At 61.2% G+C, this 12,446-nt stretch carries 12 protein-coding genes and 1 pseudogene; 2 read left to right on the top strand and 11 right to left on the bottom strand.

The window, feature by feature from the left end:
- Positions 1–54 precede the first annotated feature (54 nt).
- Positions 55–1,200, top strand: coding sequence for a hypothetical protein (locus AC1DGE_RS06615; RefSeq protein WP_476917145.1), 1,146 nt, complete (start codon positions 55–57; stop codon positions 1,198–1,200).
- 105 nt (positions 1,201–1,305) lie between these two features.
- Here the strand turns inward: AC1DGE_RS06615 and AC1DGE_RS06610 are convergent, their stop codons facing one another.
- The 10 genes and pseudogenes from AC1DGE_RS06610 to AC1DGE_RS06565 all read right to left on the bottom strand — a co-directional run bounded on the left by AC1DGE_RS06610 (position 1,306) and on the right by AC1DGE_RS06565 (position 10,231).
- Positions 1,306–2,499, bottom strand: coding sequence for a GIY-YIG nuclease family protein (locus tag AC1DGE_RS06610; protein ID WP_476917144.1), 1,194 nt, complete (start codon positions 2,497–2,499; stop codon positions 1,306–1,308).
- Positions 2,496–4,481, bottom strand: coding sequence for a DEAD/DEAH box helicase (locus tag AC1DGE_RS06605; protein ID WP_476917143.1), 1,986 nt, complete (start codon positions 4,479–4,481; stop codon positions 2,496–2,498). Before AC1DGE_RS06605 ends, AC1DGE_RS06610 begins: the two co-directional genes overlap by 4 nt.
- Positions 4,478–7,195 (bottom strand): DNA methyltransferase, encoded by a 2,718-nt coding sequence (locus AC1DGE_RS06600; protein ID WP_476917142.1) that lies wholly within the window; start codon positions 7,193–7,195, stop codon positions 4,478–4,480. Before AC1DGE_RS06600 ends, AC1DGE_RS06605 begins: the two co-directional genes overlap by 4 nt.
- 302 nt (positions 7,196–7,497) lie before the next feature.
- Positions 7,498–7,629: pseudogene (locus AC1DGE_RS06595) on the bottom strand (IS481 family transposase); the annotation flags it as partial.
- 90 nt (positions 7,630–7,719) lie between these two features.
- Positions 7,720–8,388, bottom strand: a complete 669-nt coding sequence (locus AC1DGE_RS06590; protein ID WP_476917141.1) for a recombinase family protein — start codon at positions 8,386–8,388, stop codon at positions 7,720–7,722.
- A 174-nt stretch (positions 8,389–8,562) separates the two neighbouring features.
- The gene (locus tag AC1DGE_RS06585) at positions 8,563–9,366 is read right to left on the bottom strand and encodes a tetratricopeptide repeat protein (protein ID WP_476917140.1); all 804 of its coding nucleotides are present in this window, start codon (positions 9,364–9,366) and stop codon (positions 8,563–8,565) included.
- A 283-nt stretch (positions 9,367–9,649) separates the two neighbouring features.
- A complete protein-coding gene (locus AC1DGE_RS06580) occupies positions 9,650–9,775 on the bottom strand; it encodes a hypothetical protein (protein ID WP_476917139.1) in 126 nt (41 codons plus the stop codon).
- Positions 9,776–9,803: 28 nt separating this feature from the next.
- A complete protein-coding gene (locus tag AC1DGE_RS06575) occupies positions 9,804–9,926 on the bottom strand; it encodes a hypothetical protein (protein ID WP_476917138.1) in 123 nt (40 codons plus the stop codon).
- Positions 9,927–9,953: 27 nt separating this feature from the next.
- Entirely contained in the window at positions 9,954–10,079 is a 126-nt protein-coding gene (locus tag AC1DGE_RS06570; protein WP_476917137.1) for a hypothetical protein, read from the bottom strand.
- 26 nt (positions 10,080–10,105) lie between these two features.
- Positions 10,106–10,231, bottom strand: a complete 126-nt coding sequence (locus AC1DGE_RS06565; RefSeq protein WP_476917136.1) for a hypothetical protein — start codon at positions 10,229–10,231, stop codon at positions 10,106–10,108.
- Positions 10,232–10,912: 681 nt separating this feature from the next.
- Here AC1DGE_RS06565 and AC1DGE_RS06560 point away from each other — a divergent pair.
- Positions 10,913–11,800 (top strand): response regulator transcription factor, encoded by an 888-nt coding sequence (locus AC1DGE_RS06560; protein ID WP_476917135.1) that lies wholly within the window; start codon positions 10,913–10,915, stop codon positions 11,798–11,800.
- On the opposite strand, the gene AC1DGE_RS06555 is transcribed toward AC1DGE_RS06560, so the two are convergent.
- The gene (locus AC1DGE_RS06555) at positions 11,797–12,444 is read right to left on the bottom strand and encodes a PIN domain-containing protein (protein ID WP_476917134.1); all 648 of its coding nucleotides are present in this window, start codon (positions 12,442–12,444) and stop codon (positions 11,797–11,799) included. The two genes, AC1DGE_RS06560 and AC1DGE_RS06555, sit on opposite strands and share 4 nt — an antisense overlap.
- Positions 12,445–12,446 lie beyond the last annotated feature (2 nt).

Genomic DNA, 12,446 nt, shown 5'->3' with positions numbered 1-12,446 from the left:
CCAGGGGAGGTGTCGTGCCAGCAAATCGTGCTATGCCTGGGTCATGCTAACCCTATGGGGAAATCTGTAGCGCCATGGGTCCGGAACCGAGGCTTAGGCCGTCTTCTGACCCAAGAGACAAACGTCTCCGACATTATTCAATTTCTGAGCGATCGTGACGCATCGCCTTGGGCTGAACTCGTTGGTTTCGTCCCGGAGGAGGTCTCCCGCGAGGTGCGGAAGGCCAACAACGCTGACCTGTTGCTGACTTCCGGCTCCCGATCAGCGGTGGTCGAGGTGAAGCTTGGACACCTGATGAGCGGTCAGCAGCAGGAGAAGTACGAGGCGCTCACTTCCCGCCCAGACCTCTACTTGACCGCTTTGGCTTCGGATTACCTTAGGCTGAGAAACAGCTCCGGGCGATGGAGCTTCCTGGGCCTGAGCGACCTCGTCCGCCGATGGGTGTTGGTTGACGACGAACTTGCCCGCGGCTTCGCGAGTGAGGCCGCTAGCGTCTTGAGCACCTGGGACCAGATGATCTCGGCGGTATTCGAAGCGAGATCCAGCGAAAGCTGGCTGCCTCTGAGCGCTCTGAACCAGAAGTTCCTGGCGCGTGTGGTGACCCGCCGGATAGCGCACGAGTTGCTTGAGCGCGGCCGATTGGCCCGGGCCGGAGTTGCCAGCGGCGGCGGACTGCCGATCATCCAAGGACGGACCCCGATTCGTGGCGAAGGAGATGACCGCTGCTTCATGGCTGAGGTCCGCTGGTGGGAAACAAAGCCCGGCGGCGAACTACGGTTCGGCGTGGATTTTAACGCTCGGCCAAACAACGTCGAGGATGAAGAAGTGCGCCGGGCCGCCTACGACCTTGCGATGAGCATGAGTACCGACATCGATTTCGCGAGCCTCCATTCCCATCTGGAGATAGTGCGGCCAGACCTCGCGGAGCTCCTGAGCCGAGACAAGCGGAGCCGTCCTGAGACCAAGGGCGACTGGGAGCAGGTCATGGTTCACGGGATGAAAGGCGCCCCTCTCGGCGGCAGGAAGACGAACAACCGCAAGACAGTCACCCCGGGCTTCTTCGGTGACGGAGCACTCCGCTTTCAGGCGATTGTCGACATCGACTTCGAACGGACTTCAGCAAGGGATCTGACTGAATTAATCGACGCGACTCTGACGTATCTGAGCGATCGCGAACCCGAGGCGGCACGGTCCTGTTGATGCCGAGGCAAACGTGGTCATTACTTCGCCTGCGTGACGTTCAGGAACCAGTAGCATCGGAGGCGGAGTCATGGCAAGGGAGACGTGGCCCCTCCCGAACTCAGCTCATAAGCGTTTAACGAGCTTCTTGAGCTGAGCATCGTAGACGTAGTCGGTGATCTCGCCGGACATGATCATTGCGACGGCCTTGTTGATGGTCTCCAGCGGCACCACGAACCACTCCGAGGGGTCGTAGTCGCGGCCCTTCCGGTCGACCTGCGTCAGGTCCAGACGCACCCCGGCGAACACGCGGTGCAAGAGGTGCTCCAGCCACGACGCACGCACGTTGTAGAGCCGGTAGTCCGCCAGCACCTTCACAGGCGCCATCAGGTAGGTCGGCGAACTCCCCGCGTTTTTGATGCGGGTCTCGACGTTGGTGGTGGAGAAGCCGATCTTGTGCAGGTCCTTCATCCCCGCGACAACGGGATCCTCGCTGAGCGACCGCAGTACGTAGATATGACCACTCTCTACGTCTGCGTCTAGAACTTCGCTGACATCGTGACCTGCTCGCGCCAGGACCTGACCCTGCGCCTCGTACATACGGGTCATGAGGCTCTGCTTGTACATCGCCGACTCAGTGCCGTTCTCGAAGACGACACGCAGGCGCTGCTTCTGCCTGGGCTTGCCACCCACGACTAGGTCCACGTCCTCACCGACCTCGGCCACGAAGCACATGACGCCGCTCAGGACGAAGAACACGCCTTCGCGGATGAGATCCATGCCCGTGAAGGGCATCAGCTTGTACGTGCCATCGGCCAGTTCGGAGTGCTTCGTCTTGAACAGCGGCTCGAACAGGTCGAAGTCTTCGGCCTTCACCCGTTGAGCCACTGAGTCAGGCGATTCCGGGCGTTTGATTACCGGCAGGTCTGAGACATCGAGGATGCCGGAGTCGTCGCCGAGCAGATCGTCCAGGTCATCGCTCTTGAGAAGGTCGTCCAGCGACTCGGGCGCTGCCTCTACGGCCAGAAGTTCATATTCTGTGTCGAGGTGTTTGAGCACCGCAATCTTCTCCTCGTTGGCGAGGATGCCGTCGAGGCGGGCCCCAAGCTTTCGCTCGGCGATCTCTCGGGTCGACGAGCTAGGCATGCGCCCATGCGTCCGGCGGAACTCCACGATTTCAAGAAAGGCCCGCTCGAGCCGGTCGGACGAGGTGACCTTCTTAGGCTTCTCGGGCGCATCGAGCAGTCCGTCGAGGTCGTTGTCGATGAGGTCCTGCAGGGAGGACGGTACCGCCTCGAGGATGTCGTCGAAATCGCTCATTCGCTCTCCACCATCTCATTAGCGCGCTTCTGCGCTTCGAGCTTCTGCTTGGCTCGCTGGAGCCACAGCAGTGCGTCCGCATACCGCTTTTCAGTCGGGTCTTCGGCTTGCGAGTCCGGACGGCGGCTGTTGACTTTGATCCAGTTCTTGATCCTGGGTACGAGTGCGAGGGCCTCCTCCTCGGTGAACTCGATTCGCGTCGCGGCGATCTGCTCCTGGATGATGCGCAGCACCGAGGGGGTGACCGACTTCGACATGACCTCAAACGCTCGCTGGAACGGGTTCACCGAGTCGATGAGGTTGATGTTGAGGTCGTCGATGTTGACGAACTTTTCCGCCATCTTGATGAACCGCTTGTCCCCTACAGTGCGCACTTCGCCGTTCTTGATCACCGAGTCCACGACAACCTGCTGGCGGACTTCCTCCACCTGCGCCTCGGTGAGGTCCGGGTACTTCTCGCGGATGATTTTCGGAATCAGCACCTTGTTGGTCGTCTCCGCGTCCACTGAACCGGCGGCGGCCCGCGCGAAGGTGTCGTCCTGGAGGATCGTCGCCTTCAGGTCGTTCAGATCGGTCTCCACGATCTGCTTCACGCGCGCGCTCGAAGGCTCCTTGAAGCCCTTGATCTTCAGCTGCCCCGGCACCGCGGAGTCGTCGCCGTCGAACTTCTTCGTCTTGAAGGTGAAGTTCTGCGCGAGAACCTGCTCCATGAGGAGCGATGCGGTGATGGCCTTGAGCATGTTGTTGACCGAGACCTTAACTTCGCCCTGCGAGGCGTCGGGCTCGGCGATGAGGTTCGTGAACTGGGCGTGGGATTTGCCGGGGCTGTCGCGGGTGACCCGGCCGATGATCTGGATGACCTCGGTCAGAGAGGCCCGGTACCCGACGGTGAGGGCGTGCTCGGCAAACGGCCAGTCAAAGCCTTCTTTGGCCATACCCAGCGCAACGATGATGTCGACCGCGTCGCGGTTTTTGGAGGCTGTGTGAGCCAGGTAGTGGAGGGTGTCGCCGCGTTTCTTTTGGTCAGTGTCGTCGACGAGGTCCGCGACGCGGACGATGGTTCCAGTGTCCTGCCGGCGCACGCTGATGATGCCCGTGTCGGGGTTGGTCTCCTCGACGTGCCCGATGACATCGATGATGCGGCCGATCTCTTCGAGCTTGTCCTTCGTGGATTCACCCGAGTTGACATTCGGGATGTGCACGATGGTTTTCTTGTCGAGGTCCAGCACTTCGCCGATCGCGTCGGTGTAGCGGCCCTGGTAGAAGTGGTGGCCGATGCCGAGCGAGTGCAGGTGCTCGTATCCGTTGAGCTGGTCGTAGTAGTTGAAGGTGACCGGCGTGAACTTGGCCTCGTCCTCTGGCGAGAGCACCGGGACGGAGTCCCCGCGGAAGTAGGAGCCCGTCATCGCGATGATGTGGACGTCGCTCCCGTTCATCACGTCGCGCAGGAGCGCGCCGAGGCGGCTCGACTCAATGTCCGCGGAGACGTGGTGGAACTCGTCGATAGCCAATACCGTGCCGTTGAACGACTCCGGTGCGAGCTTCTCGAACGCGAACCGAAGAGTCGCGTGGGTGCACACGATCGTCGCATCGGGCCCTTCGAGGAACTGGATGAACGCGTCGACCTTGCCTGCCGAGGATCCGGCATCGCACAGATTGTACTCCGGCTTGATGTCCCAGTCCGCGAAGAAGCCGAACTTCGATAGGGCCGTCGAGGCGAATGACGCGCCGATCGAGCGTTCCGGGACGGCCACGATGACTTTCTTGCGCCCCTGGTTGTAGAGCTTGTCGAGGGCCACGAACATCAGGGCACGCGACTTGCCGGACGCTGGCGGGGCCTTTACGAGGAGGTGTTGCGCGTCGCGCTTCGCGAAGACCCTCTGCTGCATGTCGCGCATACCCAGAGCATCCGTGTTCACCGACGCCTTCGTCTGGGCATAGGTGACGTCGACGATGTTGATGGGCTTCTTGATCGCGTTCACTTCGCGGTCCTCCGGGTCTTCTTTGCTGGGACCTTCGCGGCTTCGGCGTTGGTCATCTCCTCATACATAGCAAAGAGGTCAGATAATCTTTGCTCATCAGTCTCGTACGGCTTCTTGGAGTAGATCGAGTCGGCAAGCGCATCGACTTCGGCGTGTGCCTCGCGCAGGTCATCCGGCATCGTGTCGGGGTCGTAGAGATCTGCAAGTGTCTGCTCGCAGTGGTACTCACGCACGTCGAGAATGCGGAGAGCAGCGATCGTTAGCTTCTCTTTCATGGCGTCCGACAGGGACGGGACCGGAAAATTGTTGTAGACGATTGTGTTCGAGTACTGATAGCGCATCTCCATGCGACCGGAGACAGCGTTCGTCCATGCCATGTGCATGCGAGAGGTGAGCAGCGCGAAGTTCCATGGTTCAGCGTCGTAGACAGCAAAACCCTTGTTCGAAATCACGATGTCCGGGCCAAGGAACCCCATTGGAATGTACTCTCGTCGCTCAGAGGAGATACTTGGCACGATGATCGAGTCGGTAGGCTTGTAGGCACGCTGAAGAAAACGGTGAGGCTCTGCTGCAAATTTCTTGGAGATGCTGCTCGCTTTTTCAGCCATTCGCGCCTTCTGAACCTGGGCCATGCGCTGCTGGATAAATTGAACGTTGCGCGCCTCTTCGACCTCATCGTCGCCGATCCAGAGGCAGTACCGTTCACCACCGTTGATGAATTCMGAAGCACCGATGTACTGCTTGACAAATGCCGCGGATTCGGGGGCCATCGAGAGCAATCTGTCACGGTCCGCCTGGTCCAGAATGAGATGGCCCCCATCAGTTGGCTTCGAGCCGAACGCCATTGGAGGTAGTCCTGAGATCGGCTTCGTCCGGCGTCCCACGATGATGCTCCGCGCGTCAGCGAGGTAGCCGTTGATGTTGGTGGCTGAGATCTGGAGATCATCCGTATAGATGTACTTGGGAGCTGACGACTCGTTTCGCAGGCTGATCACCGCGACGGTCACACCGGCATTACGCCTGGCGTTGTTTTCCCACTTGAACGATGTGTACGCAAATCCGATCTCGACTCCCATACTAAAGATCGTGGGGAACATGAGGCTGACGTGCTCCCCCTGTGCGACTGAGTTAGTAGTGACGAAAGCCAGCTCTGATCGCGTGCCCTTGATGTAGTCAGCACCCTTGACGAACCACAAGGCGATGTAGTCAAGATTCTTCGAGAACGGGCGAATGCCGAACACCTGCTTGAACTCGGCCTTTTGCTCCGGAGCTTGCATGCTCGACCCGACGTACGGAGGGTTGCTGATCAGGTAGATCTCGCTGCCGTCGTTCGGGCAGACGTCGTTCCAGTCAACGCGGGTTGCGTTACCTTGCTTGATCTGGCCGGTCTCTTTCAGCGGGATCAGCGGGATCGAGATGTTGAACTTCTCCTTGAACTCGGTGTTCATCTGGTGCTTGGCGATCCAGAGCGAAAGGATCGCGACCTCGACGGCAAAATCGTCGATCTCGATCCCATAGAAGTTCTCGATGTTGATCCTCGACTCGGCAAACAGGACGAGGTGTTTATCGTCCAGCTCGGCCAGGCGCTCGAGAATCGCGTGTTCGAGCTTGCGCAGCTCTTTGTAGGCGATGACCAGGAAGTTGCCCGAGCCGCAGGCGGGGTCGAATACCTTGATCTCGCTGATCCGGTCGAGAAGTGCTTCGAGCTTCTTCACGGAGTCGAAGCTTTCATCGAGCTCGTCCTTTAACGCATTGAGGAAGAGCGGCTCGATCGTCTTGAGGATGTTCGGCACCGAGGTGTAGTGCTGGCCGAGGTCGCTGCGCTTTCCTGGGGTGACAATCGCCTGGAACATCGAGCCGAAAATGTCAGGGTTGATTTCGCGCCAGATGAGCTTGCCGGCATTGATGAGCTCGTCTCGCGCCTTCTTGGTGAAGACGGGCACCACGTGAGCCTCGGACAGCGTGAATAGGCGGCCGTTGACGTAGGGGAATGCCGCGAGGTGTTTGGGCTTGTTGGACGCGTCTGCGGTGTCCAGCGCCGTGAACATGTCTGTGAGGAAGTCGGCGGTGTCTGAGCCGTCATCCAGGGTGTGGGACCCGACGGCGTTGGTGAACTGGTTCTCAGCGAAGATCCCCGTGTCTTCGGCGAAGTAGCAGAACAGCAGACGGGTGAAGAACAGGTTAAGCGCGTGGCGTCCACGTGGTTGCTGGAGAAGATCAGGGTTCGCCTGGAGCAGCTCATCGAACAGCTTGCCCATGCGCTCGGCAGCCTTGACGTCCGCATGCGTTTCGGCGACGTACTGCGCCTTCTCCATCCCGGCCCAGGGCAGGAAGAAGGTGAAGTGCTGGTCGATGTCCCGGATCGGGAATCCGATGGTCTCGCCCGTCTGGGTGTCCGTGGCTACAAGCTCGTCATAGTCGGTGACGATGACGAAGCGCGTGCTGAAGCGCACGACGCCCGGGGAAGTCTTCAGTTCCTCCAGCACTTCCAGGGGGTCGCCCGATGTCTCCTTGAAGTAGACAACCTTCTTCTGCGCGACCTCGGTTGCCGGGTCGGCCGCGACGTTCAGATCGCCGTTGCGCAGTCGAGTGACACTGCTCTGGGGCTTTCCGTAGGCGAGCAGGAGATCGAAGATGAACTCGCGGTCGTACGCCCGACGGCCGGCGAGCGGCGCGACGCGCTCTTCGATGGCTTTCAGATTTAGCTTCGCCACGTACGAGTTCCTTGTGCGTAGGCGACACCGTCAATGGTCGCCGGGCGTTTGGTACTCATGCGCCCGTCCTCGAGTCCGGCTGAATTGCCGTTTGCGTACGACCATGGTTCACACACGTTGCTACTCCTTACATGGCAGGGCGGGACACACTGCCCTTCGTGATCTTATCCGGGACCTGGCCGCTGCTAATTTTCCCTCACCGCGTCACGCGACGGCAGTCTTCATCCATGGCCTGATAGGCGCACTTATCAGGCCCCGACGGCGGAAGACACCGAAGCTTCTCAAAGCCAAGCTGCGGCGTCTCCGACGCGCGGGATCCGTCCGAGCTCCGTGAGGTCCACGTGGACCAGTTCTCCGGGCCTTTGGTGCTCGTAACGGCGAATCACCCGGCCCGTGGCACGGCCCACCCTGGCCAGCCCGAATCTGGACAGGACTAGTGCACCGTGGTCGTATACCGGCAAGGCGACCTGTCGGGCACAGCTGCGGTAGGGCTGCCGGTCCCTAGGCGGCCGTGAGTTCGGCGCCTACCGGCGGACTGGGACGGCCTTCTTGGTGGAGTACCTCGACTTCCCGGGCCCGACCGCCAGCTGGGTTTCGTCCTTGGGCGGCGCTTCGTGGCCGTACATCTTCAGGTAGCGGTACAGGGTGGCCCTGGACCACCCGACCGTCTTGGCGACGCGCGTGGCGGTCTTTCCCTCGGCAAGCAGCTGCCGGGCCGTCTCGACCTTGTCCTCCACGATGGTCTCGTCCACGGGCTTCTGGCCGAACTTCACTCCGCGGGCCTTGGCCGCCACGACCCCGGCCCGCACCCGCTCCTTGATGAGCTCCCGCTCGTATTCGGCCAGGGTCGCGAACAGGCCCAACTGGAGCCGACCGGCAGCCGTCGAGGGATCGATCCCGTCGACCAGGGAACGGAGCCCGATGCCCCGCTCCTGCATCTCGGAGACAGTATTAAGGACATCGATCAGGGACCGGCCCAGCCGGTCGATCCGGTAGACGATGACCGTGTCGCCTTTACGGGCGAACGAGAGCAGCGCGGACAGGCCCGGCCGCTCCTTGGCTGCCTTTGCTCCAGAGAGCTGGTCGAAGTAGATGTATTTCTCTTCGACGCCGGCTTCGAGAAGCGCCGCCCGCTGCGCGGCCCCGTGCTGGTCGGTGGTCGATACCCTTACATATCCCAGAAGCGGTCCCATGCGCACATGCTAATGCGAGGGTGTGTCATAAAGCCTCGAGACTTTGCGAGACTCTACGGTGAGACTGGTTTGGTGAGACACTTCCGGCACCCTAAATGCCCGGTTTACCGGGGTTGGGTTCACGTCTTATCAAGCTAGAGTCTGTGAGACTGCGGCAAGCTGTCGGTGTCCGGACTATCTGCCTGGGCCGGTGACGTGCAGGCGATTCGCTTCGCAGACCATGGTGTCCGGGTGATCCGGGCCTAAAGTCGACCCGAAGATGGCCAGCGCCTTGTCATACAGCTCCAATGCTTCCGTGGCTCTTCCCTCGTCGCACCTGAGAGAAGCCAGGTTGTTCAGCAGGGCTGCTATTTCAGGATGGTCCCCGCCCAAGACTCGTTCCTTGATCCGAAGGGCCCCCAGGTATCCGGCCTCCGCGGCAGCGAAGGCCTTTTGCTGTTGCCGTACGGCGGCGAGGTTATGCAGTTGGACCGCGACTTCGTAGTGGTCCGGGCCGAAGCGTGCTTCCCACAATTGAAGGGCGGTCTGCAGTGCAGCCTCGGCTTCCGGGAGACGCCCCCGCCCTGCGAGAACGGCTCCGAGTACCGATGTATCGGCAGCTACCCCGATCGGGTCCGGGGGGTCGGCACGCACGCGACGCGCCAACGCCGTCCGAATTGGCGGCTCCGCTTCAGCAAAGCGGCCCTGGACGTGTAACAGGCCGGCGACGTTGTGATAGAGGCCCGCCGCTTCCGGGGCGTCCGGCCCCAGAGCATCCGTCGTCAGTCGCTGCGCTTGTGCGTAGTGGCCCTCGGCTTCAGCGAAATGCCCGGTGTCTTTCGCCAGGATGCCCTGGGCATTGCAGATGGCGGCCATGCGGAGGGGTTCTTCCGGGTTCTGCTCCGCCAACTGATGGGCGGCGGCCAGCGTCTCGGATGCCTGCCCGTACCGCCCGGCGAGACGCAGAGTGTCAGCGAGCCGTGTGAAAACTTCGCTCAACCAGAGATCCCTCATCTTTGATCGGGGGACGGCCTGAAGAACCTCTGCTGCCTCCCGGAGACGTCCAATGGCGTCATCATGGTTCCTTACCTCCTCTGCGGCCATGGCAAGGGTCATCAGGACGTCCGCGCGTGCGGTGGCATCTTGAAGCCGATGCCGGCATCCGCGCAATCCCGTCAGGGCACCACTCACCAGCTCGGTGGCACGGTTTCGATCGCCAGCCGCCAAGGAAGCAAGGGCCAGACGATTCAGTCGTCTGGCCCCGATTCGTCCAGCGAACATGTCACCTTCCAGTGAGCGGTTCGGAGTGGTTGAACATCAGGCCCGCAGAGGCGGGGGCGGCTATTGCGGCGGCCAGGCCCAAGGCAGCGGCTGCGGCCCAGAACAGGCGCTTCGTGGTCTTCTTCATGATGATTCCTTCCCAGGTGCGGGCGGCACTACCGTCCAGTGAGCGGTTCGGAATGGTTGAACATCACCCCCGCCAGTGCGGGTGGCGACGTTGCAGCGGCCAGGCCCAAGACAGCGGCTGCGGCCCAGAACAGGCGCTTCGTGGTCTTCATGATGATTTCTCCTCAGGTGCGGGCGGTCTAACGGCCGCTAAGCGGTTCGGAGTGGTTGGTCTGCAGACCCGCCAGGGCGGGTGCGGCCGTCGCGGCGGCCAGGCCCAGGGCGCAGGCTGCGGCCCAGAACAGGCGCTTCGTGGTCTTCTTCAAGATGCTTCCTCCTCAGGTGCGGGCGGCTACCGCCCAGTGAGCGGTTCGGAGTGGTTGAAGGCCACACCCGCCAGGGCGGGTGCGGCGGTCGTGGCGGCCATGCCCAGGGCGCAGGCTGCGGCCCAGAACAGGCGTTTCGTGGTCTTCTTCATGATGGTTCCTCGTCAGGTGCGGGCGGCTTACCGCCCGGTTAGCGGTTCAGAATGGTTTGCGCCCAAGCCTGCCAAGGGACGAAAACAATGCCTAGTGATGTCAGGGCAGTCCAAAGGATGTATTTGGTGGTCTTCACGGTGAATCCCTCTTATCGGATCTGTCTGTTGCGTGGTGGCTCTGAATGGCTGATCTTGATGCCTACCGGAGGCGGGCGCGACGCGCGACTCCGGTAAGGACGAACAGGGCTACCGGCCAACGAGCGGCTCTGAATGGTTGAGCCTCGTACCGGCCAGGGCCGGAGCTGCGGCGACGACAGCAGTGCTTAGTGCTGCCAGGGCAGCCCAAAGGATGCGTTTGGTGGTCTTCATGGCGGTGCCTCGATTGGTGCGTTTGGCGCCTGATGAGCGGCGCTGAATGGTTGATCAGCCCGTCGACGAGGGCCGGCGAGGCTACGGCCGCGCGGCCATGCACGTGCCGCGGCGGCGAGTCGGTTCCTATGGAACATGTATGCAGGATCCGTTCGACCTTTTCGCGGTCCATCCCTGCTAAATCAAGCGTATAGAAGAAGGTCGCCTGCCCCCATAAGCAGTTATGCGTACGTCCGGATGCGTCACAGCAGCCGCGCCGCTGGAAAGCATGTTCTTGTATCCCCCGGGCGCGTCCAGATCTAGAATGCAGGCGTGGCCCGTAATGAGGAGCAGTACAGGACGTGGCTGGAGTTTTTGGGAGAAATCCTTCACCAACCGCTCGGGGTGTCCTCGCGATACGAGGAGCAACTCCTGGATTTGCTTCGTCAGTCTTTCAACGGTGCATGCTGCACGCGAAACCGTGTGAGCCCGGCATGGGAGAACCATATCCTCGGCTGCTGGCCCCGGGATTACATACCCAATGAACCGCCTGGGGGCAGCTATGACTTTAGACAGCAACCGCTGCTGCGTTGGTACGCGTTTTCCGGACAGGCGGGCCCCCAGTCCTTCGGGCGGGTTCCTGACGCTCTGGCCAGCAGCAGCCAAAAACGCGCTTGGGAGGAATTGGCCCGGCCGTGGGGAATCGTCCATCACTTGTCTATACCGTTGCACATAGGCGGAGGCGACCATAACACCTACCTGATCCACCGACCTGACCGTGACTTCACCGAGCAGGAACTTGCTTTGGCCAGGCTGCTGCAACCAATTCTGACCGGGATTGCCCTCCACTTTGGGATCGCCCAGTCGAATAGCGGGGCAATCCTGGATGGCTCCGCACACGATTTGACGTCTCGAGAAATGACGATCCTGACACTCCTGAGCCAGGGGCTAACCGCGGAGGGTCTGGCCAGGCGGCTCAGTATTTCGCCCCGCACCGTGGGAAAGCATTTGGAGCACATTTACCGCAAGCTGGATGTATGCGACCGCCTGATGGCAGTCCAAACGGCACACGAACTGGGCCTCTTGACACCGACACCTGTCAATTTCCATTTCGATCATCCCGAACACGACATTTCCGGGTTAGGGCAGAATCCCAGTTCAATCATTTGGGCGATTCCCGTCCGAGGTTCTTGCCCTAGAGTCTGTGAGACTGGGCGCTAGCCGCCTACGGGCGCGTCCTCGGCAACCTCTTGCTTCGGCTTCTGTGCCCACAATGCCTTCTTCAATAGAGCCGTCTGGTCGATGCGGACCAGGCCTGCGTCGTACAGCCTGAGAGTGTCGTAGGTCTTCCGCATCTCGCCGCGATCAGCGATCAGGCCTCGCTTGACGGCGCTGCTGAGAATCCACGCCGTGTCGATGACTTTGATGCCGAATTTGGACGCCAGTTTCTGGCCCCGGTGCTCGTCGATGACGACGTAGACGTCCTCGCCCCGGTCTTTGCGGACCATGGCATGGGCGATGACCATGATTTCGCCGAGATCCTTGCTCTCCGTGAGGCGCTGTGCGAGGGGCGTCCCGGTGAGCTTTTTCACCGCATTGGAGAGCGCATCAGCGTCTTCCGTCGTGACCGACGAGTCGAGGACCCCGATGTAGGCGTGTTCGGTCAGCAGCCGCCAGTTGTTGACCGTGGAGGCTGGAAAATCCCGGCGGTTCGAGCCGCGCTTGCCAACTTCGTCGTCCACAACATCCGGAACATGGAGCCGGTTGGAACCGCGCTGCAGGACTTCGACGAGAAGGGCCTGCTTGGCAGCCGCGCAGAAGGTGATGCACGGTCCCGCATCCAGGATCGTTATCTGTGCAGCCACAG

The organism is Arthrobacter sp. 05N425 (assembly GCF_056397125.1).
The sequence above is the reverse complement of the archived record's forward strand: the minus strand, read 5'-3'. Positions and strand labels throughout refer to the sequence as shown.

Excerpts from the sequence above, each read along its gene's own strand:
- AC1DGE_RS06590 (WP_476917141.1), bottom strand. The coding sequence starts at position 8,388 with ATGGGACCGCTTCTGGGATATGTAAGGGTATCGACCACCGACCAGCAC.
- AC1DGE_RS06580 (WP_476917139.1), bottom strand. The coding sequence starts at position 9,775 with ATGAAGAAGACCACGAAGCGCCTGTTCTGGGCCGCAGCCGCTGCCTTG.
- AC1DGE_RS06615 (WP_476917145.1), top strand. The coding sequence starts at position 55 with ATGGGGAAATCTGTAGCGCCATGGGTCCGGAACCGAGGCTTAGGCCGT.
- AC1DGE_RS06565 (WP_476917136.1), bottom strand. The coding sequence starts at position 10,231 with ATGAAGAAGACCACGAAACGCCTGTTCTGGGCCGCAGCCTGCGCCCTG.
- AC1DGE_RS06610 (WP_476917144.1), bottom strand. The coding sequence starts at position 2,499 with ATGAGCGATTTCGACGACATCCTCGAGGCGGTACCGTCCTCCCTGCAG.
- AC1DGE_RS06575 (WP_476917138.1), bottom strand. The coding sequence starts at position 9,926 with ATGAAGACCACGAAGCGCCTGTTCTGGGCCGCAGCCGCTGTCTTGGGC.